General features: G+C 46.1%; 24 protein-coding genes. 19 read left to right on the forward strand and 5 right to left on the reverse strand.

The window, feature by feature from the left end:
- Nucleotides 1-1,084 precede the first annotated feature (1,084 nt).
- Nucleotides 1,085-1,282, forward strand: a complete 198-nt coding sequence (locus QUB12_RS07685; RefSeq protein ID WP_333146028.1) for a hypothetical protein — start codon at nucleotides 1,085-1,087, stop codon at nucleotides 1,280-1,282.
- Nucleotides 1,283-2,035: 753 nt separating this feature from the next.
- On the forward strand, nucleotides 2,036-2,236 hold the full coding sequence (locus QUB12_RS07690) for a hypothetical protein (RefSeq protein WP_333044643.1): 201 nt from the start codon (nucleotides 2,036-2,038) through the stop codon (nucleotides 2,234-2,236).
- A gap of 148 nt (nucleotides 2,237-2,384) precedes the next feature.
- Here the strand turns inward: QUB12_RS07690 and QUB12_RS07695 are convergent, their stop codons facing one another.
- Nucleotides 2,385-3,134 carry a pentapeptide repeat-containing protein gene (locus QUB12_RS07695; RefSeq protein ID WP_333284353.1) on the reverse strand — a complete coding sequence of 250 codons (750 nt, stop codon included), beginning with the start codon at nucleotides 3,132-3,134 and terminating at the stop codon, nucleotides 2,385-2,387.
- Between the two features lie 54 nt (nucleotides 3,135-3,188).
- Between QUB12_RS07695 and QUB12_RS07700 the strand changes: the two genes are divergently transcribed.
- Nucleotides 3,189-3,701 carry a phosphoribosyltransferase family protein gene (locus QUB12_RS07700; RefSeq protein ID WP_333146024.1) on the forward strand — a complete coding sequence of 171 codons (513 nt, stop codon included), beginning with the start codon at nucleotides 3,189-3,191 and terminating at the stop codon, nucleotides 3,699-3,701.
- Between the two features lie 501 nt (nucleotides 3,702-4,202).
- On the opposite strand, the gene dxr is transcribed toward QUB12_RS07700, so the two are convergent.
- Nucleotides 4,203-5,393, reverse strand: coding sequence for a 1-deoxy-D-xylulose-5-phosphate reductoisomerase (gene dxr, locus QUB12_RS07705; RefSeq protein WP_333284355.1), 1,191 nt, complete (start codon nucleotides 5,391-5,393; stop codon nucleotides 4,203-4,205).
- A 268-nt stretch (nucleotides 5,394-5,661) separates the two neighbouring features.
- Between dxr and QUB12_RS07710 the strand changes: the two genes are divergently transcribed.
- Both QUB12_RS07710 and QUB12_RS07715 read left to right on the forward strand, forming a co-directional pair.
- Nucleotides 5,662-7,245 (forward strand): DUF2079 domain-containing protein, encoded by a 1,584-nt coding sequence (locus QUB12_RS07710; RefSeq protein ID WP_333306267.1) that lies wholly within the window; start codon nucleotides 5,662-5,664, stop codon nucleotides 7,243-7,245.
- 9 nt (nucleotides 7,246-7,254) lie between these two features.
- Nucleotides 7,255-8,691, forward strand: coding sequence for a DUF2079 domain-containing protein (locus QUB12_RS07715; protein ID WP_333146018.1), 1,437 nt, complete (start codon nucleotides 7,255-7,257; stop codon nucleotides 8,689-8,691).
- 56 nt (nucleotides 8,692-8,747) lie between these two features.
- On the opposite strand, the gene cas6 is transcribed toward QUB12_RS07715, so the two are convergent.
- Nucleotides 8,748-9,872: a CRISPR-associated endoribonuclease Cas6 gene (gene cas6, locus QUB12_RS07720; protein ID WP_333146015.1), complete on the reverse strand. Its 1,125-nt coding sequence runs from the start codon at nucleotides 9,870-9,872 to the stop codon at nucleotides 8,748-8,750.
- A 300-nt stretch (nucleotides 9,873-10,172) separates the two neighbouring features.
- On the opposite strand from cas6, the gene QUB12_RS07725 reads away from it, so the two are divergent.
- From QUB12_RS07725 to QUB12_RS07755, 7 genes are all read left to right on the forward strand, one after another.
- Nucleotides 10,173-10,535 (forward strand): ferredoxin thioredoxin reductase catalytic beta subunit, encoded by a 363-nt coding sequence (locus tag QUB12_RS07725; RefSeq protein WP_333146013.1) that lies wholly within the window; start codon nucleotides 10,173-10,175, stop codon nucleotides 10,533-10,535.
- Between the two features lie 147 nt (nucleotides 10,536-10,682).
- Nucleotides 10,683-11,123 carry a DUF309 domain-containing protein gene (locus QUB12_RS07730; RefSeq protein WP_333146011.1) on the forward strand — a complete coding sequence of 147 codons (441 nt, stop codon included), beginning with the start codon at nucleotides 10,683-10,685 and terminating at the stop codon, nucleotides 11,121-11,123.
- A gap of 144 nt (nucleotides 11,124-11,267) precedes the next feature.
- Nucleotides 11,268-11,756 (forward strand): SMI1/KNR4 family protein, encoded by a 489-nt coding sequence (locus QUB12_RS07735; RefSeq protein WP_333146009.1) that lies wholly within the window; start codon nucleotides 11,268-11,270, stop codon nucleotides 11,754-11,756.
- 66 nt (nucleotides 11,757-11,822) lie between these two features.
- Entirely contained in the window at nucleotides 11,823-11,960 is a 138-nt protein-coding gene (locus QUB12_RS07740; protein WP_190274305.1) for a hypothetical protein, read from the forward strand.
- A gap of 475 nt (nucleotides 11,961-12,435) precedes the next feature.
- Nucleotides 12,436-12,906 carry an LptA/OstA family protein gene (locus QUB12_RS07745; protein ID WP_333146005.1) on the forward strand — a complete coding sequence of 157 codons (471 nt, stop codon included), beginning with the start codon at nucleotides 12,436-12,438 and terminating at the stop codon, nucleotides 12,904-12,906.
- A gap of 173 nt (nucleotides 12,907-13,079) precedes the next feature.
- Nucleotides 13,080-13,808, forward strand: coding sequence for an LPS export ABC transporter ATP-binding protein (gene lptB, locus QUB12_RS07750; RefSeq protein WP_333146003.1), 729 nt, complete (start codon nucleotides 13,080-13,082; stop codon nucleotides 13,806-13,808).
- A gap of 74 nt (nucleotides 13,809-13,882) precedes the next feature.
- Nucleotides 13,883-15,049, forward strand: coding sequence for an LptF/LptG family permease (locus tag QUB12_RS07755; protein ID WP_333146001.1), 1,167 nt, complete (start codon nucleotides 13,883-13,885; stop codon nucleotides 15,047-15,049).
- Nucleotides 15,050-15,121: 72 nt separating this feature from the next.
- On the opposite strand, the gene QUB12_RS07760 is transcribed toward QUB12_RS07755, so the two are convergent.
- Nucleotides 15,122-16,489 carry a hypothetical protein gene (locus QUB12_RS07760; protein ID WP_333145998.1) on the reverse strand — a complete coding sequence of 456 codons (1,368 nt, stop codon included), beginning with the start codon at nucleotides 16,487-16,489 and terminating at the stop codon, nucleotides 15,122-15,124.
- 89 nt (nucleotides 16,490-16,578) lie between these two features.
- Between QUB12_RS07760 and QUB12_RS07765 the strand changes: the two genes are divergently transcribed.
- The 7 genes from QUB12_RS07765 (at nucleotide 16,579) to QUB12_RS07795 (ending at nucleotide 21,360) form a co-directional block, all read left to right on the forward strand.
- Nucleotides 16,579-16,827: a hypothetical protein gene (locus QUB12_RS07765; protein WP_333145996.1), complete on the forward strand. Its 249-nt coding sequence runs from the start codon at nucleotides 16,579-16,581 to the stop codon at nucleotides 16,825-16,827.
- 139 nt (nucleotides 16,828-16,966) lie between these two features.
- Nucleotides 16,967-17,686: a 6-phosphogluconolactonase gene (pgl, locus tag QUB12_RS07770; RefSeq protein WP_333146035.1), complete on the forward strand. Its 720-nt coding sequence runs from the start codon at nucleotides 16,967-16,969 to the stop codon at nucleotides 17,684-17,686.
- Nucleotides 17,687-17,896: 210 nt separating this feature from the next.
- Nucleotides 17,897-18,688: an FHA domain-containing protein gene (locus tag QUB12_RS07775; protein ID WP_333145994.1), complete on the forward strand. Its 792-nt coding sequence runs from the start codon at nucleotides 17,897-17,899 to the stop codon at nucleotides 18,686-18,688.
- A gap of 97 nt (nucleotides 18,689-18,785) precedes the next feature.
- Nucleotides 18,786-19,262 carry an FHA domain-containing protein gene (locus QUB12_RS07780; RefSeq protein WP_445252084.1) on the forward strand — a complete coding sequence of 159 codons (477 nt, stop codon included), beginning with the start codon at nucleotides 18,786-18,788 and terminating at the stop codon, nucleotides 19,260-19,262.
- A gap of 55 nt (nucleotides 19,263-19,317) precedes the next feature.
- The gene (locus QUB12_RS07785) at nucleotides 19,318-20,055 is read left to right on the forward strand and encodes a PRC-barrel domain-containing protein (RefSeq protein ID WP_333145989.1); all 738 of its coding nucleotides are present in this window, start codon (nucleotides 19,318-19,320) and stop codon (nucleotides 20,053-20,055) included.
- 169 nt (nucleotides 20,056-20,224) lie between these two features.
- Nucleotides 20,225-20,911, forward strand: coding sequence for a hypothetical protein (locus QUB12_RS07790; RefSeq protein WP_333306270.1), 687 nt, complete (start codon nucleotides 20,225-20,227; stop codon nucleotides 20,909-20,911).
- Nucleotides 20,908-21,360, forward strand: coding sequence for an FHA domain-containing protein (locus QUB12_RS07795; RefSeq protein WP_333145983.1), 453 nt, complete (start codon nucleotides 20,908-20,910; stop codon nucleotides 21,358-21,360). The genes QUB12_RS07790 and QUB12_RS07795 overlap by 4 nt, the downstream gene beginning before the upstream one ends.
- A 145-nt stretch (nucleotides 21,361-21,505) precedes the next feature.
- Here the strand turns inward: QUB12_RS07795 and QUB12_RS07800 are convergent, their stop codons facing one another.
- A complete protein-coding gene (locus QUB12_RS07800; RefSeq protein ID WP_333145980.1) occupies nucleotides 21,506-22,084 on the reverse strand; it encodes a DUF1997 domain-containing protein in 579 nt (192 codons plus the stop codon).
- Nucleotides 22,085-22,287: the final 203 nt, after the last annotated feature.

Here is a 22,287-nt window from a genome sequence, read left to right on the forward strand (position 1 = left end):
CATCGACGATTTGCTCGTGTTTCAGAGATTGGGGCAGCCACGGGGGGCTGCCCCTACAAGAGAATGAAACAGCCCTGGTTTTTGGGCGGGGTCAATCGATTTTAGATTTTAGATTTTAGATTTTAGATTTTAGATTGGAAGCATTGACTTGCGCGAGATAAATTCGGGGGCTCCTTTATCGGATACAGGTTTTTTCTTTCTCCACCGATGAATCCGGAGGCTTGTATCCTGGATGCTTGATTGTCAAAAAGCAGAAGGCAGAATTTGATAGCGGTCAAAAAATACTGTTTTAGGATTCAGCATTTTTATTGGATTCTACCTTCTAGCTGCATTTTTTTACAATTAAACAATATAAATTACTCGCTGCTATGAGCGATGCACGCCGAATAATTTATGAGGAGATCACCAACTATGTTGAAGCCAGTTACTTCCACAATTTATTATAATTATCGATCGCATTGAGCTGTTTGTACCACAGACTTTGTGCTGGTAATTTGCAAAAGGGATAGGGGCAGAACAACAGGCCAAAACAGAGGACCGATTATTAAGGCTATCCAAGATATCACGTCTGTTTTAGATGTGGCAGTATCATTCCAAAAACTTTTGAACCAAACAAGAAAAACGATTAAGGCAATCGAAAAGTAGCTCATCATTATCATTTTTTTACCTGCCTGCCTATAGATGGGATAGGAGTATTTATAAATATTGTATCTCAGGGTGTGGCTCGCCGATCGCAACTTTATGGCCTGAGCTGCAAGCTGCAAGTGTCTAAAACCCAAAGTTTCACAGCTATCCGAGTCCATAGCCTGCGATGTTGAGCGGACTTACTCCCGCTGCGCGGCGGTCTTGGGAACTAAAAGCCTTGCTTTCAAAGCTTTTCGAGGTTTTGTTAAACCTTGAGGCTACCACCCCAATCATAGCTTATGCGATCGAGGTCTGTGGTTTTATGTGATTTAAATCACGTATACTCGCAGACTTCGGTCACAAATCGAGCCAAGAACAATCACACAGCTTACCCGACGGCAATCACCCTACTCTTTTGTCAAATGCTCGATATTATAATAGTCGAGTTCAACGAGATTTCATGCAAGCTCTGACTTTAAAATCCGATCGCGCGATCGCTGAACTGTTCTATCAAGTCACCCATTCCGGCAATCTGACTCGCACTGACAGCCACGGATTGCGCGAACTCTGCCCAAGCGCTCTCAGCGAAGACGCCAGAGATGCAGTCAACCGCCTGCTGCACGCCATCCGCCGCGGATGGGTCAGGATTTCCGATTAGTCTCCTCACACCAGAAGTTGAGATGAGTATTTCTACTTTCTCTCCTGTCAAGCTTTGGTAACAATAAGATTGAAGTGAGTAGGTCGCTCCATTAACCCTCTCCAAAAAAAATTGTACTGCGATCGAAAACCTCGCCCCGGTTTCTTGAAGAAGCCGGGATTTTTGATTTGAAGCAGTCAGGCGATTTTAGATTTTAGATTTTAGATTTTAGATTTTAGATTTTAGATTTTAGATTTTAGATTTTAGATTTTAGATTTTAGATTGACTTCACAGATGAATCTGGGAGCATGAACAAGAGCCTAAAATTTTGGGCCGATGGCCGCTCCTCTCGGAAACTTGTATCGGCTTTTGGGCGGGTTATTAAGTATATCCACGGAACAAAGACCACACCAAGAAACTAGGTAAATGTAGGTAAAAGCGGGTTTATAAAGACCGTAAAAGTTTTACGTAGAATTAAGCCAAGCGATTTAGCTAGCAGTCATTAGTAAATCTATTAATAGAGAAATATTAAGAAATTTGTCACAGTCTCTTGACAAAAAGTAGAGATTTCGGGGTTGCCAAAAGCGAGAAATCGGGACGGGGTTGGTGTTTCCAGTTGCGGGGCTATCCTGGAAACATCCGCTCCCCAAGTCCGGCTGACACAAATCACTCATCAAGAGCCAAGCGATCACATTTACTCCCGTAGTTGAATCACATAAATATTGGGGAAATCAGTCAATACTGTCAAGAGTGAGTTCACAAAAAAAACACATGATGAAAACCCAAACGCTTTTACCTCAATTTACTATTGCAGAGCTAGTCTTTCAGGTATATCACTCCGGTCTGCTGACTCCCACTCACCGACAACAGCTCAAGACAGCCCTGTTAAATGACTCTCTTACCGAAGAAGATCAAACAGCCATCAACCGCTTGCTCCACGCCGTTCGCCGGGGCTGGCTGAAAGTTGTAGATTAAACTCGGTTCTAAATTTTTTGCCACTACTCTTTAAATGCACTGTCACTTGAAGGCAGAATTAAATCCCCTTAAAAAAATCAGGCATTAGCCTAAATGTAGGGTGCGCCACAAGCACCCTGCGGTTTTAACTTCTATTTTGTCAGCTTATTTAGTCAGAGATTGTGCCGTCAGGCATCATGGCCTCTCTCAGATTCGCTTCATTCAAATTTGTCCCGCGCAAAGAAGCTTGATGCAAGTTTGCTCCCCGGAGATTTGCTCCCTTAAGGGAAACTCCGCTCAAATCTGCTTGATGGAGATTTGCACAGCTCAAGTTAGCTCCGCTCAAATCGGCTCCCTTCAAATCAGCTTTTTCCAGATTTGCTTCCGTCAAATTTGCCCAACTCAGATTTGCTTGAGTTAGGTTAGCACGGCTGAGGTCAGCTTGTGTTAAGTTCGCATCGGTTAAATTTGCTTTGCTCAGGTTGATTCCGCAAAGCTTGACTTCTGTCAAGTTTGCACCTTGCAAGTTAGCGTTAACTGCATAAACTTGAATCAAAATTGCCCCCTGAAGGTTAGCATCTCTCATGTCTGCACCCCTGAGACTCGCCCCCGTTAAATCGGCCCCGCTGAAGACGACACTCCGCAAGATGGCTCCGCTCAAGTTCGCTCCCACCGCCTCGCATTCGCCAAAATTAGCGGACATGAGGTTGGCTTGGGAGAGGTTGGCTTGACTGATATCTGCTTGATACAGATTAGCTCTGTACAGGGTGAGACCGATCGAATTTGCACCTTTTAAATTAGCGTGACTCAGGTCAATATCGCGCAAATTTGTCCTTGAGATATTGGCATCGCTCAGGTCTACTTTGTGAAAAACCCGTTCTCCGGCTGCATACCGTCTGAGAAGTTCCTCTGCATCCATGTCATTTTCCCCAAAATAATTAATAATAGCTTTGATATTTCCATAATATTAGGCATGAGCGACCTTTACGTTTCTTGGTCTCAATACCATCGAAAAATTGAGGATTTGGCTGTAAAGATTGATGAATCTCAGTGGAAATTCGATCGCATTGTCTGTCTGGCGAGGGGAGGGCTGCGGGTTGGAGATACTCTGTCGCGGATTTTCGACAAACCTCTGGCGATTTTAGCGGCCTCGTCCTATGGTGGGGCCGAGGGCAATGTCCGGGGTGCGATCGAGTTTGCCCGCGATTTGACAATGGTGGGCGATAATTTGGGCAGCCGCATTCTCCTGGTTGACGATTTGGCGGATTCGGGAATTAGTTTGAACCAAGGTATCGCTTGGCTGAAGAGTCGCTACGGCGAGGATATTCAGGAAATTCGGACTGCTGTACTCTGGTACAAGGCTTGCTCTGTTGCAAAGCCGGATTATTATGTAGATTATTTGGCTGACAATCCTTGGATTCACCAACCTTTTGAAATGTACGAAAAGATGAGTGCGGCTGATTTGGCTGCGAAAGTTGGGAGTTAGTCTATAAAAGGCTAACATCTGGTCAATTTTTAATATGGTTTTGCCGATATTTTGCACTTTTTGGCATAGTCCGTCAGGGGTTGAAACCCCTGTCTCATAGCTAAAGTCCTCTGAAAGAGGACTGGATATTTATTAAGGTTTGGCAGTCGGTTTCAACTCTGATCTTGCACCATTTTCAGCAACAGGCTTTTCGGCCTGTTCCACAAAGAGTGAATGTTCTTGTGGAACAGGCCGAAAAGCCTGTTAAGCGAGAATGGTACAATATCTCAATTTCAACTGAGATGTTGCATCATTCTCAATGAGCCTTTTTTGGGCGGGCTAGAAGCCCAACCCCTACTCCCCACAAGAAAATTAATTCTTTGTGGAACAGGCCGAAAAGCCTGTTCATAAAAAGCTTATTGAGAATGGTGCAACATCTCAATTTCAACCGACTGTCTTCTATGAGACGGGGAATTAATTCACTCCTAGGACTTGTGGGTAAGTGCAAGTCTGCTGATACAATTAGCGAACCGAAAGAATTCGATCGCCCAATTCCATACTATCTGCCAAAACTTCCTGCCGCGCCCACCTATCCGCCGCCAAAATATCGTCTAAACCAGGACTTTCACAGTTATCGGCTTGATGTTTGTCGCACGCCTTTTCAATCAGCTTGGGAATATCCAAAAACTGAATCTTCTCCTGCAAAAATAGCGCTACCGCCTGTTCGTTTGCCGCATTCAGCACCGCAGGCATCGAACCGCCCGCACGTCCCGCCGCATAAGCCAACTGCATACAAGGATACTTTTCGTGGTCGGGTTCTCGGAAAGTTAAATCCCCAGCTTTTACCAAATCCAGCCGTTCCCAATCTGTATGAATTCGCTCCGGCCAAGACAAAGCATAAAGCAGCGGCAAGCGCATATCCGGCCATCCCAATTGCGCCAAAACCGAGGTATCTTGCAGCTCAATTAACGAGTGAATTATGCTCTGAGGATGGATGACAATATCAATGTCGTCATAATCCATTCCGAATAAGTAATGAGCCTCGATGACTTCTAATCCTTTATTCATCAGAGTAGCAGAATCGATCGTGATTTTCTGCCCCATCGACCAATTCGGATGTTTCAAAGCATCGGCTACTGTTACTCCTGCTAATTTGTCGATCGGCAAATCTCGAAAAGAACCCCCCGAAGCGGTGAGAATAATTCGCCGCAACCCACCAACCATAACACCTTGGAGACACTGAAAAATTGCCGAATGTTCCGAGTCTGCCGGTAATATTTTAACGCCGTATTTTTCGATTAAGGGGTTGACAACGGGGCCCCCTGCGATTAATGTTTCTTTATTGGCTAAGGCAATATCTTTGCCTGCTTTGATAGCCGCAATTGTTGGCAGCAAACCGGCACAGCCAACTATGCCCGTGACGACGGCTTGAGCGTCGCCGTATTGGGCAACTTCGACAACGCCTGACTCGCCAGCAAGTAAAATAGGTTGAGGGTCGATGTCTGCGATCGCCTCCTTCAATTCCAGTAATTTATCTTCGTCGCAAACCGCGACAATTTCCGGTCGAAACTGGCGAATTTGCTGGGCCAGCAACGTTACATTTCGTCCGGCGGTTAACCCGACAATCCGAAATTGATCGGGGTATTGAGCTACAATATCCAGAGTTTGAGTGCCGATGGAGCCTGTGGAGCCGAGAAGAGTTATTGCTTTCACAATTTTTTAATGTTTTGTGGATTATTCTAATATTACGATTGCGGGGATAAAAATTAGTGGTTAACTATTGCGTGGAAAGCACATTCGATGGAATCATATTTTGAGTGACCGAAAGCATCCAGGATACAAGCCCCCGGATTCATCCGTCCAGAAATAAAAAACCTGTATCCGATAAAGGAGCCCCCGAATTTATCCGTGGGGTCAATGCTTCGATCTAAAATCTAAAATCTAAAATCTAAAATCGATTGACCACCTAGTGCCAGATTTCATGCAGAATAGGGAAAATTTTGCTGATGACCGTGAGGACATCAGTGTCTCGATCGCCGAAAATATAGAGGAAGGTCGATCGCAGCTACCGTCGAGTTTGGTTTGGGCGATCGCTACTGCTGCGACAATTTTCTTTTTATGTAGCAGTTTACGGCACGCTTTATTCCAATCAACTGCTTTCGATTTGGGAATTTTTGACCAAGCAATTTACTTGATCAGCCAAAACCAAAAGCCTTTTTCTTCTTTAATGGGGATTCATATTTTAGGGGATCACGCAGCGGTAATCTATTATCCGCTAGCTTGGCTGTACAAAATTTACCCGGATGTGCATTGGCTGCTGTTGGTACAAGCACTTGCATTATCCCTTGGCGCTTGGCCTACCTGGAGTTTAGCGCGTTTGGCAGGTTTAAATCAAGAACAATCCCGTGCGATCGCATTGATTTATTTGCTCTATCCGGTGGTATTTAACATCAATTTATTTGATTTTCACCCGGAAGTAATCGCTTTACCCCCACTTTTGGCAGCCATTTTGGCGGCGCGTTTAAATAAAATTGTGTGGTTTTGTACCGCTATTGTGTTAGTTCTCAGTTGCAAGGCGGTTTTGTCCCTAACCGTTGTTGCTATGGGTTTCTGGCTGTTTTTTTGCGAAAAAAAGCAACGGTACGGGGCGATCGCACTTTTGCTCGGTGCAGCTTGGTTTTTGATAGCTTCCCAGAAAATAATTCCCTTCTTTAGCGGCAGCGAAGTCGCTGGAGTCGGGCGCTACAGCTATTTAGGCAAATCCGTACTAGAAATTATCATCAATCTCATATTAAAACCACAGTTAGTATTAGGAAAAATCCTTTCATTCGATACATTCAAATATTTATTTCTCCTCACCTTACCTGTGATTTGGCTGCTATTGCCATTTTCGGGCAAACTACGCCTACAATATTTAACAGCACTAATTCCTGCCCTCCCTACCCTGCTGATCAATATCCTCTCTGACTTGCCATTTCAACGCAGCTTAGCCTATCAGTATTCAGTGCCTGTAATTCCCTTTTTATTTTTAGCAGTGATAGCGAAGGAAGAAACAAGAAAGAGGGAAGAAAGAAAAGGCAACAAGGAAGAGGATAAAGCAAATAAGCAACATTTTTTAACATGGGTCAATCTGCCACAATTGAAAAACTTCCGAATTTCTCAACTTTGGCGGGGAATTCAATTGCCGAGAATCATGATAATTTGGTCGTTAATAATTTTCCTACTTCTGGGCGAATATAAAGATTTTTATCTGTACCTAAATAGACTAGATACCTGGCAAGCTACACGCGAAGCAGTCGCACAAGTTCAACCCCAAAGCAGTATTTTAACAGATAATAGACTTGCCCCTCACTTTGCCCACCGCCCAATAGTAAAATTGCTGTCACAAATTTCGCCTCAAACAAATTTAGCTGAATTTCAATACATATTATTAAACCTGCGCCATCCCTGGCCTGATACTGAAAAACTTGGTGATACCTTAGCAAATAAACTTAAAAACTCTCCCGATTTTCAATTAACTTATCAAAAAAACCAAGTTCTGCTATTTAAACGAATCGCTGATTAAACCAATAAAATGCTAACTTTAAAGTCCCTAAAATCTCATCCAGTATTTTTAATGATTGTCGTGACAACGATAGTCTTATTTACCGCCAGCAGCGCGCGGCACGCTTTGTTTCATTCAACTGCATTCGACTTAGCAATTTTTGACCAAGCCATTTATTTAATCTCCCAAAATCAAACGCCAATTTCCTCTTTAATTGCCATTAATATTTGGGGCGATCACGCCGCTTTTATTTTCTATCCACTAGCTTTACTGTACAAAATATATCCAGATGTTCACTGGCTTTTATTAGTGCAAGCTGTTTCCCTAGCTTTAGGTGCTTGGCCGACTTGGAGTTTGGCACGTCAAGCCGGATTAAATAATAGCATATCTTGGGCGATCGCCTGTATTTACCTCCTGTATCCATTAGTATTTAATGTCAATCTCTTCGACTTCCACCCAGAAGTAATTGCTGTACCAGCACTGCTAGCAGCAATCTTAGCCGCGAGGCTGAATAAAACCTTGTGGTTTTGTGCTGCTATTGTATTAGTTTTGAGCTGCAAAGCCGTGCTATCTTTAACTGTGGCTGCGATGGGTTTGTGGCTGTTGTGTTTTGACAAAAAACGCACTTGTGGGCTCATAGCTCTATTTCTAGGCGCGGGTTGGTTCCTGGTAGCTACTCAGGCAGTTATACCGTATTTTAATCAGGGAAGAGAACACGCGGGAATCGGGCGATATCAATATTTGGGAAACTCGGTTTTTGAAATTGCTATTAATTTAATACTGAAACCCAATCTAGTTTTAGAGCATTTGTTTTCTTTAGAGACTTTGGAATATTTAGCGTTATTGCTATTACCTGTAATTTGGTGGCTGTCCCCGCGTCATCTGTCATCTTTAATTAGTGCTGTGCCGATGTTGGCGATGAATATTCTTTCCAATCTCCCCGCTCAGCGGGATTTAATTCATCAATATTCTGTGCCGATATTGCCGTTTTTGTTGATGGCCGTAATTTCCAGTTTAGCAGCTAGCAATCAGCAAAAGGGAAAGACAATATTTGATAGATTGCCACTTCCTAATTATCCATTGCCTAGAGCCATTGTAATTTGGTCGTTGATTGCTTTCTTAGCTTTAGCGAAATACGGCTATTTTTGGACTCTTTATTTAAAGGGGCTCGACACTTTGCCCGCTACCAGAGAAGCAATTTCTCTTGTTGAAACCAAAGGCAGTGTTTTAACAACTGCTCAGATTGCTCCGCACTTAGCGCACCGCCCTGTAGTAAAATTAACTCAGGCTAGCAGGCCACCTGCAAATCTCGCAGAATTTGATTATGTATTGCTGAACCTCAGATATCCTGGCTGGATGAGCGATCGAGAATTTGTTAAAAACTTAGTAACTCAACTAAAAAACACCCCTCAATTTCAACTAAAATATCAGCGAGACGACATATATCTATTCACTAAAAGTCATTAGTCAGCAGTCAACAGTCAGCAGTCAACAGTCAACAGTCAACAGTCAACAAATTCCCGCTAATCCTCCACTTTCAAAGCCCTTCTTGCCAACTTCACGTAAGTTTTCACAGTTTCATAAGGCATTTCCAAATCAGCAGCAATATCAAACAAAGATTCCCCCAATTCCCGGCGCGCCAAAATCGTCGCCCAAGTTTCAGCAATCTCAGCAGCGCGACTTCCACCTTTGCGCTTTCTGTGCGCCATAAACTTCTGTGTCAATTCATCTATTCGCGCCGCCAATACGCTTTGTATAGACACTTCGGGTAGCGCTTCTGTCAACCATTGTGCCCGCGTTTGCCCCAATCCAAAAGTTGTTTTGTGGCCAGTGCCGCAATAAGGCGCTAACCGCCCCAAAGCATAAAATAATTGTACAAAATCAGGGCGATTGTGAGCCGATCGCCCTAGCCCAAATTCCACAGCCCCAGTGAATCCCGTTACCATGCCTTTTTTGCCCGCCGCTACCTTTTGCGACTCCAATTTGTGGCGGCTAATAATCGCATTTTCATCAATCCAATTCAAAAATTCTGCTTGGTCAAAAATTCCCCCCGAAAAGTTATTCCAGCGGCGCAAATAACTGTGAAAAACATTTTCGGGAACTGGCAGAGGGAAGTGATGCCCTTTGCTACGAAAGCTTGTAGGAGTCACAAAACTAAGTTTGATGGTTGGCGAAGATGGGGGTTCGGCTGTTAATAATTGCTGGTAAGTTGTGGGAGGAAAAGCAATATCCCAAGAGCGAATTAGCAGCGGAGCATTTCGCAAATCTATCTCTTGGGGCAAATTTTGCAGCCACTGACTCAGCCACTGCACTACTGGCTTTGAAAGTCCTGTTACGTACCAGCGATAAATGCGATCGCCCAAAAGCTGAAATTCTTTGCCACCGGGGAGCAAATCACCTTCCAATCCCGAAAGAGTAAAGGCTTTTTCTGACTGTTCATCGTGCAAAAGTTGCGATAAATCCGGGTCAGTTTGGTGTACTTGACCTAAAAACCAAGCGTGCAAACCTATAGCATACTGCGCGTACAGATAGCTAGGAGCGCGGGGAGTCAATTCAAACACTAATCCGACTAACTCGGTGTCAGCCGGCCAAATCAGCCCAGAAGGAGGAGATTTTTTGCTGTGGGTGCGGTTCGGGGAAGTTGCCATCAGATGCCACTAACAGGGACAGGGCTGTGCTATCTTATCCGATTTTTATCCCCTTTGGGGGATGATTGTTGAGGGCCCTCGATCGCCCAAATCTTTTGGCTGCTTCAAAAACCGGGCCTGCCGCCAGTTTCCCGCACCCTCCGGGATAGACAAAAACCACTAAAAAACCAACAACCTAAAACTCAATCTTTGTCAAGGTTTTCCTCCTTGTAAGTAAACAGAAATATACAAGTGTTTAAAATCACATTCTGCGCTACAATTGTCAAAAGCTCGTAGCATCCTCAACTTCGATCCTAAACTATGAACACAACAGAAAAATCTAAACTCTCCAACGAAAAAACTTTGGAGGCGATGAAGAATTTCTCCGAAACCTACGCCAAGCGCACGGGAACTTTCTTTTGTTCTGAACCTTCCGTCACTGCTGTGGTGATAGAAGGACTAGCAAAACACAAGGATGAACTAGGTGCTCCCCTATGCCCTTGTCGCCATTACGAAGATAAAGAAGCCGAAGTAAAAGCCGCCTACTGGAACTGTCCCTGCATTCCCATGCGCGAGCGCAAAGAGTGTCACTGTATGTTATTTCTGACGCCAGATAACGATTTCGCGGGAACTACTCAGGAAATAGGAATGGATCAGATTCAAGCTGTCAGAGACACTATGTAATCGGTTAAGTAGGCGGTCGTGAAAGGGCAGTAGTTTTGAAAAGAGGTCGTTAGTTTTCCTATTTTTAAGACTTAGCTATTTAACAAAAATCGATCGCCGCCTACTCAAACACACATCCGCCATCGAAAATCCCCAATCCCCAATCGAATGACAGAGGAAATGCCGATCGAGTTTTGGCAAGGTATCGAACAGTTTAACAGCCAAGAATTTTACGCTTGTCACGATACTTTAGAGGCTTTGTGGATGGAAGCCGGCGAGCCGGAAAAAAGGTTTTATCAGGGAATATTGCAAATTGCCGTCGCGCTTTATCACTTAGGAAATCAAAACTGGCGCGGTGCAGTAATCTTACTGGGAGAAGGAATAAATCGGCTCAGTTATTATCAGCCGAGTTATGCCGGAATTGCCGTTGAAGACTTGCTCGGACAAAGTGCTAAACTTTTGATCGCTTTGCAACAAGCAGGGCCGGAAAAAGTAGCAGAATTTGTGCCTTTATTAACAGGTGCAGAAGTTGCAGGCTTGCAATTGCCACGAATTATCAAAGTAGAAGGTGAAACCCGATTGAGAAAAGGAGATTCCAACGGTAGGTAAGAAGGGTGGGAAAATCGCGGTATTTTCAGGTTATACCATATGTTGTACGGCAGATGCGATACAATTATAAGTTGTGCTGCTTAGGTTGTTGATTTCAGTAGTTTTGAGGTTGCCTTTAAGCGGTTTCCATCAAGTTTAAAAAGTATGGATATAGTTGAATTTCGAGGCATTTCGTTTGTTGTAGCGACTCCACCGCTACAGCCCATCTCTATTCAAGATTTATCTGCGATTGAGGATTGTCTAGGCTTTCTATTTCCGGAAGATTACCGTGCGTTCGTGAATACATTAGGACTGGGCGAAACCGACCTGAGCATAAGAACACTTCCTCCACAGGAAATTTTGGATAGCTATCTTAGTGAGGTTCGTGGTAGATTGTCTGGGGACTGGTTCTGGGCTAAAAATCCCGATGTACTTACACAAGCTCAAGCTATTGAGTGTGTCCCATTCTTTGATAGCCCTAACGGTGACGATATTCTGTTCCATCCATCTGACCTAAATCGTTGGTTCATTTTGCCTCATGAAGGAGAGGAAGCCATTGTTGTTCACTCTTTTCAGGAACTATGTGATTTCTATTTGCGAAGATCTAATGATTTGCAATCTCCCTATAAGTTCTACGGTTATGATGAGATCTGAAAAAAGGTGGGAACGATCGCCACACAATAACGCTCATGCACACCAACCCCCGAAAGTTGATCGGTTGTGATGCAAAGTCTATCTGCGGTGTGCGATGGACAACGTTGCATTTTTCACCGACAGGTGAAATGCGATCGCGCTAGGGATGCGGAGCATTATCGCCCGCAACTTCGGACGATCGATCGCCAGCTTTCCCTATCCTAGAAAAATACAGCCCCCGCCAATGCTCAAATGAGATGGAAACTATTTTAAAGAAAGAACCTAATAAATCAAAATTTGATTTATTTTGCCGAACTCACTGCGGACAGCTAATGCCTTAGTACCTAGAGAGGTTATCCGTAACTTCCCGATGCGAGCAACCGTCAAAAAACTTGCAAATCCAGCAAATCAGCCAAACACGTCGTGAAAATGCCTATTGTCTTGCTACGATAATTGGTTGACGCTCTCGGGCAGGTCGATCGACAAGTCCGAAAGTCTTTCCGACCGTTAAAATAACATATTTAACTGATAAGCTGTTGTGCATCTAATCTCCATCAAGAAAAGTGTCCCGGTTGCCGTGTCCGCCGTCCTTCACTCAGTCTCAACAGACAAGTTAAATGCTCCCGGTAGCTGATCTGTCAGTGTCAAAACTGGAGGTAATGCCCTTCAGCAATTTTATAAATTTTGAGGCTTGTAAGCTATGATGCCCTCCGCTAAACTACTCAATTCCCGAATATTCAAAGGATTATCGCTGCTGTTGCCCCTCACTCTGGCAGGCGCGATCGCCTCTCCCACCTATTCGCAAGCCAACGCGCCCCGCACCCTCAGCGTGCGATCGGACATTCAAGAAGCCGACTCCAAAACCGGCATCGTGACAGCCCGCGGCAACGTCCAAATCAACTATCCAGCCCGCCAAATACAAGCAACTGCGGCTCAAGCTCAATACTTCAGCCGTGAGCGCCGGATTATTCTCAGCGGAGATGTTTACGTCTTGCAGCAGGGCAACAGCCTGCGCGGCGAAACCATAACATACCTCATCGACGAAGGGCGGTTTATTGCCCTGCCAGACAACCCAGGACAGGTAGAATCTGTTTATCTGGTTGCCCCGGAACAAGATGCGGCAGCCCAAAATACATTGGGCTCCCCACGTCCAACTACAGCCCCCCGGTAACAGTGGCTTGCAGCAGCGAAATTTCGCCTCAGCCAAAACATACTACTTGGGATAGATGCGAAATTTCGTCTTTATAAAACTCACCAACTTGAAAAGGTAAAATTTAAATTAGAGACTCGATCGCACAATGCTGCAGTCTGAAATTGAGCTTGTAGAGGTTGCCGGGAGCGAAAATGAAAATTGTACTCGAAAATATTCACAAATCCTACGGAAAACGCAATGTAGTTAGTCGCGTCAACCTGTCGGTAGCCCAAGGAGAAATCGTAGGATTGCTCGGCCCCAACGGTGCCGGCAAAACCACCACATTTTACATAGCAACCGGATTAGAAAAACCAAATCAAGGCACCGTTTGGCTCAACGATTTAGACATCACTAAATTGGCGATGCACCAGCGAGCACATTTGGGAATTGGCTATCTCGCTCAAGAAGCAAGCATTTTCCGAAACATGAGCGTGCGCGACAACATTTTGTTAGTCCTAGAACAAACTCAAGTGCCGCGCTGGGAATGGCGCGAGCGAGTCGATTTCCTATTGCAAGAATTTCGCTTAGAAAAAATAGCATCCAGTTTGGGAATTCAAATATCGGGGGGAGAAAGGCGACGGACTGAACTAGCCAGAGCATTAGCCGCAGGGCGAGACGGGCCGATGTTCCTATTTTTAGACGAACCGTTTGCAGGCGTCGATCCGATCGCCGTAGACGAAATTCAAACCATTATTGCTAAACTGCGCGATCGCCAAATCGGCATCCTCATCACCGATCACAACGTCCGAGAAACCCTCGAAATTACCGATCGAGCCTACATCATGCGAGACGGCCAAATTTTAGCCTCCGGGGCTGAAGAAGAACTCTACAGCAACCCTTTAGTGCGACAGTATTACTTAGGTGACAACTTCGTGCGATAGTCTTTTGAAGGCATTCAGCAAACGGCAGAATTTTAGATTTTAGATTGAGGAGCAATCTGCGAGAAAGCGCCACTATGAAAATAGCAATATCCAATTCTTTGAATCCCATCAACTGGCTGCCGAGAATTTCAGTAATGGACTGGTACATTACCAAAGAACTAATCGGCCCATTTTTATTTGGCGTCGGACTCTTTACATCCGTCGCCGTCACAGTTGGAGCTTTATTTGAATTAGTCCGCAGAGTAGCAGAATCCGGCCTCCCCTACGGCGCAGCCATAGAAATTTTTCTCCTGCAAATTCCCTACTTCGTAGTATTGGCTTTCCCCATGTCAATGCTGCTAGCAACCTTAATGGCCTACAGCCGAATGTCCAGCGACAGCGAACTCATCGCCCTCCGCAGTTGCGGAGTTAGCGTTTACCGATTGATACTGCCTGCTGTGATAATGAGTTTAATTGTTGCAGGCTTCACCTTTGCTTTGCAAGAGTTAGTTGTACCCGCCGCCAGCTACAGAGCTACTGTGACTTTAGACAGAGCCCTGAAGCGAGAAAAACCGATATTTCAAGATAGAAATATTATCTACACAGAATTTCGCAAACCAGAAAAAGGCGGCGACGAAACCCTGGCCCGCTTTTTTTATGCAGAACAGTTTGACGGCCAGCGAATGAAAGGTTTAACAATTATCGATCGCTCCACCCCAGGCCTCAATCAAATCGTTTCTTCAGAATCAGCTACTTGGAATCCCTCAGAAAATACTTGGGATTTTTTCAACGGAACCGCTTATATCGTTGCTCCTGACGGGTCTTACCGCAATATAGTTAGGTTTCAACACCAGCAGTTGCAACTCCCCCGCACGCCCTTAGATTTAGCTGCTAGAGCGCGGGATTTCAAGGAAATGAACATTGCCCAAGCTTTAGAGCGTTTGGATATCATTAAAAACAGTGGCGACGAACCGCAAATTCGCAAATTAAAGGTGCGAATTCAAGAAAAATATGCTTTTCCTTTCGTGTGCATGGTATTTGGTATAGTGGGAGCCGCTTTGGGAACTCAACCGCGCCGCTCCGGTCGAGGAACGAGTTTTGGTATTAGCGTAGTTGTGATTTTTACTTACTATGTATTTTCTTTCATCACCAGTTCTATGGGCGTGAAAGCTGTTTTGACTCCGATTCTTTCGGCTTGGCTGCCGATCGTGTTTGGCTTGGGAATCGGGGGATTATTGTTGGTGCGGGCCGCTTCTCGGTAAGTTTTACCGATAACATTGGGAATTGGTAATTGGGAATTGGTAATATCGTTTTAGTGGCCGCACTTCCTTCATTTAAGGATTAGCAAAAGTATTGATTTCGCCACCCCCAATGTAGCGTCCCGGAGCCAGAGAGCGGGGTGTAGCAAAAGTTTGAGGTTGAATGGGCTGCACGCCCTGATTGGTGTTTTGGGGAACAACTCCAAAGTTAGGCTGCTGCGGCAAGTTAAGCTGACTCGGTGGAGGTGTTTGAAATTGAGAATTCGCTGAATTGGGAGAGAATTGAGGGCTAATTATCTTGCTGCCCCCAATCACATTCGGAAAGGGAGATTGACCGACATTTGGAAGTAAAGGTGTTGGCGAAGGTATGGCTACGGGAAGTGCCGCAGGTTGAACTTCAGGTGCGAAGCCGGAACCAGATAAATTAGTTTGGTAGGGATTTTTCGGCAAAGCCACCGGTGCAGCCGCTGCATTAATTTCGGGGAGGCTGGGTACTCTGGAATTTAACCCAGCAAATGATTCAGAGACTGTAGCTGTCGGTTTTAAGAATTCTTGAGATTCGTTGCTCACAGTATTTGTCGGAGCCACAAGTGGGGGAAGTGCTGTGGGAACATTCACAGGATTTGCTCCACCTTGAGCTGTAGCGGTCGTTGGGAGCAAATTTGTCGCATTTACAGCAGCCGGATCGGAAGCAGGTCGATCGAGCAATGTAGCCGAGTCTGCAGTTTTCTCACCTGAAGCCGCTGTTGCCGAAGTGTTAGCAACAACGTATTTTTTCATAGCTGCTTGCAGCGGACTCAAAGGCAGAGAATTTTCCTTTTGTTTATCTGAATTAGCATCACTCGACGCCTGCGATAAAGTTGCTTTCGCTGTACCTCCAGACTCAGGCTCGATCGTTTTTATCCCAGAAGTCAGTCTCCCACTGCCCGATAAACTCAACGCTGATGTTGCGTTTGAACTGGGCAAGCTGGAATTTTGGGGGTTATTGTTTCCGGCCTCGACAGCAGGATTTGCTAAATTTGGCAAGGGGGAAAATCCGCTGCTTCCTACCCGCTTGGGGGCTGAAGATGGCTCAGGAGTTTCTAACTCCCGATCTCGAAGTTCCTCGAATAAACCTTTGCTTTTTACTACTGATGAATTTAACAAGTTCAGTTCAGAAGCAGTAGAGCCATTAAACTGATTGACTAGCACTGGTGAGCTGTCGATTTCAGCAGCAATGGCGGTATCTTCAGCAGATAGTCCCGATAGCGAAACTGGATTGTTTGTGGCTGGTTCTTCTTCGCCATCTATGCTCAACCTTTCTGGATTTACCGAGACCTCCCAGATAAATAACCCCCCCGCACACAGCACGGCTAACGGAGCCCAAACCGCCGGTTGGGTCCAGTGGCGCAACCGCGCTATTAGATAGCGGACTGATGTAGGAAATCGCTTAAAAATTGACATAGTTTTGCTTCCTTCCGAGCGTGCGGATTTAAAACTATTTTTCCTAGTCTACCACATCAATCTTGATTATTTTTGCAAGGCCGGGGTAAGTGCGATCGGGAGCATCTCGGTTTGGCTTTTACTGTCGGTGTGCGATCGTCCGGCTCGCTATATTTATAGACTTTGCTGTGCGGGACGGCTCGGAGTCCCAAAAAACGCTTTTTACTTTCTGCCCAGATGCTCCGAGTACGATCGAACTTTTGATTGAAAGTTGCGAAAGCTCAATGCAACAGGTGAAAATCCATAAAGCACTGGTAGAAATATGTCTGCCTTTCCTCCAATCAATGGGCATAAGATGATAAAATTGTATGGGATGCTGTGCCATGCCTGCCGAGTCTGTCAGCAGAGCGACCTCAAACCAAAATGTCTAACCAAAATGTCAAGGTAAAATTGGCAATTGCCCAGAACAACACGAATAGGAAAGTTGAGAGTAAATTGATGAAAAAAATAGTAGAAGTATTAGCAAATCGGGAAGAATTAATAGATCGATCGCTCAGGATTGTCCTGTCAAAAATCTCAGAAGCCATAGCAGAACGCGGAGTTTGTACGATCGCCGCAGCGGGCGGAAGCACACCCGAACCGCTCTACAGAGCGATCGCAGCCCAAGACCTGCCGTGGGATAAAATTCACGTGTTCTGGGGCGACGAACGCTACGTTCCCTCAGAACACCCAGACAGCAATCAAAAAATGGCGAGCCTCGCGTGGCTCGATCGAGTGAATATCCCCGCCAGCAACATCCACCCCATGCCCACAGCCGCCGGCGACCCCGCAGCCGACGCTGCCGCGCACCAAACCGAATTGCAGCAGTTCTTCAAAGTATCCGACGGCGAGTTTCCTGCCTTCGACATCATTTTATTGGGCATAGGAGACGACGCCCACACAGCCTCTCTATTTCCCGGCACAGCAGCCTTGCAAGTCCGCGACGCCCTAGTAACTGTCGGCAACAAAGACGGTCAACCCCGCATTACCTTTACAGTCCCCTTAATCAACCGGGCCCGGTGCGTCATCTTCATGGTCGCAGGAGCCAGCAAACAACCCGCCCTTGCTCAAATTTTTGCCCCCGCAGCCGACGAAATGACTTATCCAGCCAGACTCGTTCAACCAGAGGGCGAACTTTGGTGGCTGCTCGATGCGGCTGCTGGCTCCTCCGTAAAATAGCCGACAGAGCCGCCAGCGTGCCAAAACAGTCAGCATTCATTATCACTAACTCAATCTTGCCCATCACAGCTAACGTCACAGCGTCAGCTCAGTTGCTAGTATGAGCGAAGCAATATAAGAATTGTGGCGGTTAAAGTTAAAATTTGACCATATACACGAGTATTTTTATGAGGCTGATTTAAAAATCTGGCCGATAGCAAGGAGAAATCGATGATTGTCTGTCCCAATTGCAATCACCAGAACCCCGACGGGGCCAGCCAGTGTGAGGCTTGCTACACGCCTTTACCTGTTACCGCAAGTTGCTCGAACTGCGGTGCAGCAGTTCAGACAGATGCAGCATTTTGCGGTCAGTGTGGCTTTAACTTGCGTCCGGGTTCCATAGTTCCAGAAGTTGAGGTGACAGTAACGTCCCCCTCGCCTGTAGGCCCCACAGTGGTATCGTCACCGGCGCCGGATTTAGTGCCACCCGAACCCCTGATGGCAATGGAACCTCTAGTTACCCTGAATAAGGGGCTCAACTTGGAAAAAACTACCGCCAGCATTCCGACTACTCCAGATCCCCCGCCTTCGCCCTCGGTTCCTGTTACAACTGAATCGGTGGCAACACCAGTAAATATCTCTCCTCCGGTTCCGGGCCCACAGCCAGCAGGTGTAGCTAAAACTCAACTGCAACAGCAGTCTGCCCGCCTGTTACACGTTCAGACAAATACGCCGATGGAATTGCCTCACAGTCTGTCTGTGGTTCACATAGGCAAGCCAAATGACTTAGTACCGCCGGATATTGATGTTTCGGGATTTGCTAATTCTGAGATAGTTTCTCGGGTACACGCAAATCTCCGGGTGGAGGGAGATGCTTGCTACCTAGAAGATGTAGGCAGTTCCAACGGCACTTACGTCAACAATACTCCGCTACCCAAGGGAAACCGCCACCGGTTGCGACCGGGAGACCGCATCTCTCTGGGCAAAGGAGACCTGGTTACGTTTTTATTTCAAATCTCTTAGAGCGAGTTTGGATTGGGCGATCGAAAGTCTAAAATCTAAAATCGCATCTTGAGGCGCTCTACCAAAACTCAATGCTGCCAATGTGATTAAGCTGACCTTGCTACATCCACTCCAGTCTATACCCGTCCGCAGTTGGATCTTTGAAGACGAGCAGGTCGTCCGGATCGGGCGCTCGACCGAAAACCACGTCGTTCTTTTTAGCGCTGTGGTTTCTCGTCGCCACATCGAATTGCGGCGCAGCGGCATAACTTGGGAACTGATCAATTTAGGTACCAACGGCACTTACCTCGATGGTAAGCCGATCGCTAAGGTTCCCATTGTGGACGGTCTGATCGTTCACTTGGCTCGCTCAGGGCCGAAAATTCAAATCAACGTAGGCCCGAATCAGTCCTCTGTCCAGTTAGGACAAATTACCGTCAAGCCCAGGGAGGCTAAGGAAATTCACGCTCCCTCGGGCGGCGTGCACATTAGCACGATTCCTGTTCCCGACCACAAAGAAGTTGGCACTTCCAGGGAAGAGGATGAGTTAACCGAGGCAGATCATACTCGCCATTATTCGGAAGAAGAATATTAAATCGGCTTCTTTGGACGATCGACATTTTTCAAAGGCGGCACTCAGGAGTTTATTTATGAGTACATCACCACAAATTGTTAGGCGCAGCGAACTGCTAAACCGCCGCACCATCGACCGCAGAACGGCGGAAGAGGTCGGCAGGGTAGATCGGGTTTGGCTAGACGCTCACTCCCAGCGGGCGATCGGCTTTACTTGCAAGTCGGGACTTTTGGGCAGTAAAAAAACTTGGTTCGCTTGGGCGCAAGTAGATACGGTGGGGGAAAATGTTTTTGTCACCATTAACCCGGAACTGCCGGAACTTCATCAGCCGGAACAAGCTGTTTGTCCGATCGGGCTTGAGGTACTCACGGACGCTGGGAATCGGGCAGGTGCAGTGGTTGACTACCTATTTGATGTCCGCACGGGTTCAGTCACCCATTACCTATTTAAATCGAGCGGGTGGCGCGGTGTTTTAGACGACATTTACTTGTTACCTGTGGCAGCTATTTCGACCATCGGCAGCAAGCGGGCGATCGTCTCTGAAGCTGCTGTATCGGAACCCGTGCAGTACGCGGAGGGACTGCACAAAAAAGTCGGTCTGGTAGCAGAGTTTTTACACGAAGATTTCGACAGAACTCTCAAAAATGTGGCAGGTGTGAAGCGAGGCGCTCAAAGTCTGGCGGAAAAATTCCAAGATAAAGCTCTAGAAGTCAGGGATGTAGCTCAAGAAAAAGTTGCAGAGTTGAAGCGGCAAAGGCAAGAATCTGTCCGACCAGAGCCGAAACCGGAGCCGCCTGAGTCAGATTTGAGCTGAAGTTTGGCCTTCCCCCTGGCCGGGGGACTAATTGCCGAGCGCATTTTGGGGCCGCGCGCGCGAGGAAGGTCGATCGGTATTTTCGCTATGAGAGAGTGATGCGTTGTCGCTCAAAATTCCAGTGCTGCTCAAAGCATTGTATTTTAAAGGTATCGCATCAATAAGGAAAATGTTAGCAACTCAAAATGACCTATGCTGTTTGATACAACTCACATCTTGCACCATTCTCCAGAACCGGCAAGATGCCTGTTCCACAAAGAGTGAATTTTCTTGTAGAACAGGCATCTTGCCTGTTCCTAAACAAGTAATTGAGAATGGTGCAACATCTCAGATACAATCAACAAGTATTTTATCTAGAGACCCCAGGATTAATAATTGGTTAACTTCTTTCTTTATAAACAGCAAGTCGTTGAGCAGTGACTGTGGCCCGATCGAGAACTCGAATCAGCGGTGCAACCATCGCGGGTATGAGTTAAATTCTCTGCTTCATCAGCGGGAAAAGGGTGATGAAGCCGATCGAATTGAGCGGCTCGCCCATCGGCAGAATCGCTCCCTCACAGACCAAATTAATCAAGCGGTTAAAACTGCTGTCCATCATTGGGAAGTTCACCCGATTAATAACATCGTGTTTGGTTGTTACCGAGTACCGCAAAAATTTGCGCCTGCGCCAAAAGCTAACCGTCAAAAGTTGCTTCACCCTCAAGCAGCCAAAAGTTCGACTTTTCCGGCAAATAGAGGGAATCATGGCGCACTGATGACGGCTTTAAAAATCCAAATTTTTGCAGTTTTCTCCCAAAAAATCTCTCTGGAAGTATCCCCGTTTCTGTCTGGCGGTGGAGTGTCAAAACATCAGTGATTACCTTAACTCTTTTACATCCTATCCAGTCTGTCCCAGTTCAAAGTTGGTGTTTTGAATCAGAACCGGTGGTTCGGATCGGTCGATCGAACGACAATGATGTAATTATTTACAGCGCTGTAGTTTCCCGCCACCACGTAGAACTGTGGAATCACGCTCATGGCTGGGAAATTATTAATTTTGGTGCTAATGGCACTTATGTAGATGATAGACCGATCGCTCAGGTGTCAGTTGTGGACGGGATGACAATTCGCTTGGGCAATTCCGGGCCAAAAATCAGGATTCGGGTGGCCGCAACGAATCAACCGGGCAAAATAATCAAGCCACCGCAGCGCGAACTCCGCCCAAAGGACGAAGTTTCAAAAGACAGGTCAACTCCTTTGCCGGGGGGCGTGGGAATAATCGAAGACGATGAACTTGGAGGGATCACTCAAATCGATCTTGACTGACCCGCAGCTATCTATCCCTGCTGGCTAGTTCCCACAAAGCGACCGATGCCCAATTCCAGGGTCTAACTAATAAATATTGTGGTAAGTGGTCTGATTTGTGGCTAAATATCCCTATACATTAATTAACAGCTTCTCTAGTAGGATTTCACCCTTCTAAAGATAAGATTGGGGGGATATCGATCGATCTTAGCTCACTTTCGCTGCTTGCCCAGCGGCGGTAATCTAAGAGCAACTGGTGCATCAACCGCTGTTTGACGCTCAGCAGTACGCTCTTGAGCAAAGCATTCCCCGTTGCTTCTAAAATGGGTTTGGGCGTCAGCCAAAACGGTGGCGGTAATTCTACTTGCACTTCCAAATCCGCTTTTCCCTTCAAGTATGCTACCCCGCTGCTTTGGTGTACACAAAGCTTTCCTTTGAGATTGAGAGCAAAGCGATCGTTGATATAACCCACGCCACGAATTTCGCAGGCGACGGACTCCAAATTGATGGTGCCATCCGACTGGGCCCACACCCTCATGTCTACTGTGGGTTGAATGCTCAGCATCATAAATTGTAACGGTCGCATTTTCAGGCGGAAACAGTCATCGTTTAGCTGTTCTGTGCGACTTTGATCGACAAGGGCATTCACCAGTCGCCTCGGCTGGCGCAGATAATGTTGAATGGGAACCCGTTCCTCTGGTACGGCGAGCTCAACGGATTGGGAAGCATTAAAGCGGGTATACATGAGAAAATATCAAAATATAGGATTCCTAAGCATATCTTAATAAACTATCACCTTTTTTAAGGTGACATAAGTTGCCCCCTAAGTCGCGTACCCAGCAATGTCATCCGAGAAATCACTGATAAAAGCTTTCGGGACATCGCTAATTTTTCATCATACTTCCTAGCTGATGAGAGTCAAGCAAACATTTGTAACCTAAAATTGCC

Source organism: Microcoleus sp. B7-D4, assembly GCF_036705125.1.
Lineage (GTDB): Bacteria > Cyanobacteriota > Cyanobacteriia > Cyanobacteriales > Microcoleaceae > Microcoleus.

Bases quoted from the DNA above. Each gene is read 5' to 3' on its own strand.
- QUB12_RS07735 (WP_333146009.1), top strand. From the start codon at position 11,268: ATGGATATAGTTGAATTTCGAGGCATTTCGTTTGTTGTAGCGACTCCA.
- QUB12_RS07800 (WP_333145980.1), bottom strand. From the start codon at position 22,084: ATGTATACCCGCTTTAATGCTTCCCAATCCGTTGAGCTCGCCGTACCA.
- QUB12_RS07715 (WP_333146018.1), top strand. From the start codon at position 7,255: ATGCTAACTTTAAAGTCCCTAAAATCTCATCCAGTATTTTTAATGATT.
- QUB12_RS07755 (WP_333146001.1), top strand. From the start codon at position 13,883: ATGAAAATAGCAATATCCAATTCTTTGAATCCCATCAACTGGCTGCCG.
- QUB12_RS07775 (WP_333145994.1), top strand. From the start codon at position 17,897: ATGATTGTCTGTCCCAATTGCAATCACCAGAACCCCGACGGGGCCAGC.
- QUB12_RS07710 (WP_333306267.1), top strand. From the start codon at position 5,662: ATGCAGAATAGGGAAAATTTTGCTGATGACCGTGAGGACATCAGTGTC.
- cas6 (WP_333146015.1), bottom strand. From the start codon at position 9,872: ATGGCAACTTCCCCGAACCGCACCCACAGCAAAAAATCTCCTCCTTCT.
- QUB12_RS07785 (WP_333145989.1), top strand. From the start codon at position 19,318: ATGAGTACATCACCACAAATTGTTAGGCGCAGCGAACTGCTAAACCGC.
- QUB12_RS07695 (WP_333284353.1), bottom strand. From the start codon at position 3,134: ATGGATGCAGAGGAACTTCTCAGACGGTATGCAGCCGGAGAACGGGTT.
- QUB12_RS07760 (WP_333145998.1), bottom strand. From the start codon at position 16,489: ATGTCAATTTTTAAGCGATTTCCTACATCAGTCCGCTATCTAATAGCG.
- QUB12_RS07790 (WP_333306270.1), top strand. From the start codon at position 20,225: ATGTTAGCAACTCAAAATGACCTATGCTGTTTGATACAACTCACATCT.
- QUB12_RS07685 (WP_333146028.1), top strand. From the start codon at position 1,085: ATGCAAGCTCTGACTTTAAAATCCGATCGCGCGATCGCTGAACTGTTC.
- pgl (WP_333146035.1), top strand. From the start codon at position 16,967: ATGAAAAAAATAGTAGAAGTATTAGCAAATCGGGAAGAATTAATAGAT.
- QUB12_RS07700 (WP_333146024.1), top strand. From the start codon at position 3,189: ATGAGCGACCTTTACGTTTCTTGGTCTCAATACCATCGAAAAATTGAG.
- QUB12_RS07725 (WP_333146013.1), top strand. From the start codon at position 10,173: ATGAACACAACAGAAAAATCTAAACTCTCCAACGAAAAAACTTTGGAG.
- QUB12_RS07690 (WP_333044643.1), top strand. From the start codon at position 2,036: ATGAAAACCCAAACGCTTTTACCTCAATTTACTATTGCAGAGCTAGTC.
- QUB12_RS07730 (WP_333146011.1), top strand. From the start codon at position 10,683: ATGACAGAGGAAATGCCGATCGAGTTTTGGCAAGGTATCGAACAGTTT.
- lptB (WP_333146003.1), top strand. From the start codon at position 13,080: ATGAAAATTGTACTCGAAAATATTCACAAATCCTACGGAAAACGCAAT.
- QUB12_RS07745 (WP_333146005.1), top strand. From the start codon at position 12,436: ATGATGCCCTCCGCTAAACTACTCAATTCCCGAATATTCAAAGGATTA.